Source organism: Kocuria kalidii, assembly GCF_044462225.1.
Classification (GTDB): Bacteria; Actinomycetota; Actinomycetes; order Actinomycetales; family Micrococcaceae; genus Kocuria; species Kocuria kalidii.
Genome location: NZ_JBISWJ010000085.1, coordinates 1 through 2,546 on the forward strand (window position 1 = coordinate 1; position 2,546 = coordinate 2,546).

Annotated in this window: 4 protein-coding genes; all 4 read right to left on the reverse strand. The window is 75.6% G+C overall.

Annotation, left to right across the window (positions count from 1 at the left end):
• Nucleotides 1-56: 56 nt before the first annotated feature.
• The 4 genes from ACH9D3_RS12740 to rbfA are packed head-to-tail and all read right to left on the reverse strand — an operon-like array spanning nucleotide 57 to nucleotide 2,468.
• Nucleotides 57-539, reverse strand: a complete 483-nt coding sequence (locus tag ACH9D3_RS12740; RefSeq protein ID WP_396411223.1) for a hypothetical protein — start codon at nucleotides 537-539, stop codon at nucleotides 57-59.
• A 37-nt stretch (nucleotides 540-576) separates the two neighbouring features.
• Entirely contained in the window at nucleotides 577-948 is a 372-nt protein-coding gene (locus tag ACH9D3_RS12745) for a hypothetical protein (protein ID WP_396398959.1), read from the reverse strand.
• Nucleotides 948-1,997 carry a tRNA pseudouridine(55) synthase TruB gene (gene truB, locus ACH9D3_RS12750; protein ID WP_396411224.1) on the reverse strand — a complete coding sequence of 350 codons (1,050 nt, stop codon included), beginning with the start codon at nucleotides 1,995-1,997 and terminating at the stop codon, nucleotides 948-950. The genes ACH9D3_RS12745 and truB overlap by 1 nt, the downstream gene beginning before the upstream one ends.
• 21 nt (nucleotides 1,998-2,018) lie before the next feature.
• Entirely contained in the window at nucleotides 2,019-2,468 is a 450-nt protein-coding gene (gene rbfA, locus ACH9D3_RS12755; protein WP_396411225.1) for a 30S ribosome-binding factor RbfA, read from the reverse strand.
• Nucleotides 2,469-2,546: the final 78 nt, after the last annotated feature.

A 2,546-nucleotide genomic window follows, 5' to 3' on the forward strand; every position in this document is an offset into this window, starting at 1 on the left:
CCCGCGACCGAGCCTACCCGGTGGCCGCCGTGACCCGCCGCGCGGCGGTGGCCCGGTCAGGCCGGGGCGTTGCCGCGCCGGGGCCGGGAGCGGCGGAGCCACGCGAGACCGACCACGGGCAGGACCAGCGGGACGTAGCCGTAGTCCCGCCCGAAGTGCGACCACACGCTCGCCTCGGGGAACAGGGACGGGGCGAGCACCGAGAGCACCCCCACGCCGAGGACGCCGAGGAGCTCGACGCCCACGGCCGCCGTGGCCAGCCGGTGCCAGCGGGCCCCGGGCCGGGCCAGGGCCACGGTGGCGACCACGTACACGGCCGCGGCGAACGCCGAGAGCAGGTACGGCAGGGGTGCCGCCCCGAAGTCGGTGAGGATCTGGTAGAGCGAGCGGACACCGGCCGAGAGGGAGAAGACGGCGTAGACCACGACGACCAGCCGGCCGAAGCCCGAGGACTTGCGGTCGCCGCGCGCCGCGGCGGCGCGCGGTCCGAAGCGCTGCTGCAGCCGGGTGGGGCCGGCATCTCGGCGGTCGTGGCTCATCGGGAGGCCTCCTGCGGGGTCGGGGCGGCACGGGGGCTCACTGGTAGTACCAGATGAAGTTCATGCGGTAGACCATGATCGCGACCACGGGGCCCGCTGCCGCGAGCACCCAGTTGGACCAGCTCGAGCGCTCGACGAGCGACCAGACGAACGTTCCGGCGGGGATGAGCAGCGCGGTCAGCAGGTAGCCCCAGTACTCGAGGGCGGAGCCCGTGGGACCGGGGCCCCGCACGTGCATCACGACCGTCCCGACCGCGTAGACGAGCAGGAACACCTCCAGCAGCAGCACGGAGCCCTGGGTCCAGTCGTCGGGCCGGCGCCCGCGCACGGCCTGCACGCCGCACACCAGGAAGGACAGGGCGCCCAGCAGGGCCGCGGCCCAGAACCAGCCGTCGTAGCCCCACAGCATCAGCGCGCCCCCCGCGAGGCCTCCGGCGGCCCGGGGAACCGCTCCCCGGGCAGGAACACGAGGACGGGCTTGGCGGTGCGCTCGCCGCGGTGGCCGCGGTCGGAGAGCAGCGCCACGAGCCGTCCGTCGGGTGCGAACCCCCCGGTGACCGCGTCGTTGTCGACGGGCTCCGCGCCGCCCTCGCCGGCGTCCGCGGCGCTGGGCCCGATCCTCCGGCCGTGGGCGACGTCCTCGGACTCCGCCGCGGTCAGCCGGCGGACCGGGAACAGCCCGGCGGCGGCCTCCTCGAGGCTCGTCACGGGCAGCGGGCGGCCCGCTGCCACCTCCGCGGCGAGCTCGTCGAGGGTCGACGCGTCCTCGAGGGTCCACGCACCCACCCGGGTGCGGCGCAGCGCCGTCAGGTGCCCGCCCACTCCGAGGTCGGCCCCGAGGTCCCGGGCCAGGGCCCGGACGTACGTGCCCGAGCTGCACGTCACCGTGACGTCGACGTCGACGACCGCCCGACCGTCGTCGTCCGTGCTCCGCACGAGCCGGTGCACGGCGAACCGGGACACGGTGACGGGGCGCGCGGCGAGCTCGACGTCGTGACCGGCGCGCACCTGGGCGTAGGCGCGGCGGCCCTCGACCTTGATGGCGCTGACCTTCGCGGGGACCTGCTGGATGTCACCGGTGAGCCGGGCGACGCCGGCGGCGACCGCGTCGTCCCCCACCGCGGCCACGGCCTCCGGTGGGGCGGCGTCGACGACCTCGCCCTCGGCGTCGTCGGTCACCGTGCTGAGGCCGAGCCGGATCGTCGCCGCGTACGTCTTGTCCCGCCCGACGATCCAGGTCAGGAGGCGGGTGGCCCGGTCGACGCCGAGTACCAGCACGCCGGTGGCCATGGGGTCCAGGGTCCCGGCGTGGCCGACCTTGCGGGTGCCCGCGAGACGCCGGGTGCGGGCGACGACGTCGTGGCTGGTCCAGCCGGCGGGCTTGTCCACGACCACGAGCCCGGACGGCGTCGGCAGGGACGGGTCCGGGCTCGGGACGTCAGGCTTCGTGCGGGTCACTTCCCCGGTGCCTCCGTCCGCTCAGCGGTCCGGGGAGGACTCGTCGTCCTCCCCGGCCGGCTTCCGGTACGGGTCCTCCCCCGCGGCCCAGCTCGCCCCCGCGGCCTGGGCGGCGACCTCGGCGTCCTTCTCCTTGGCCGCGCGCAGGACCTCCTCGAGGTGGGAGGCGTTGACCGGGATCTCGTCCGGGACGAAGGTCAGCGTGGGCGTCAGGCGGGCCGTGATGTTGCGGCCGACCTCGCTGCGCAGGACGCCCTTCGCGGACTCGAGGGCGGCCCGGGTGCTCTCCTGCTCCTCCGCGGTGCCGAACACGGTGTAGTAGAGCGTGGCGTGCTGGAGGTCGTTGGTGACCCGGGAGTCGGTGATGGTCACGAAGCCCAGCCGGGGGTCCTTGACCCGGCGCTCGAGCGCCTGGGCGACGACGACCTTGATGCGGTCGGCGAGTCGGGCGGCGCGTGCTGCGTCAGCCATGGTGGGTGCTCCTCGGGTCGGGGCGGTGCTGTGCTGGAGGCGGTGCGGGAACGCCGTGTGCTGGAACGGTGGCGGCGG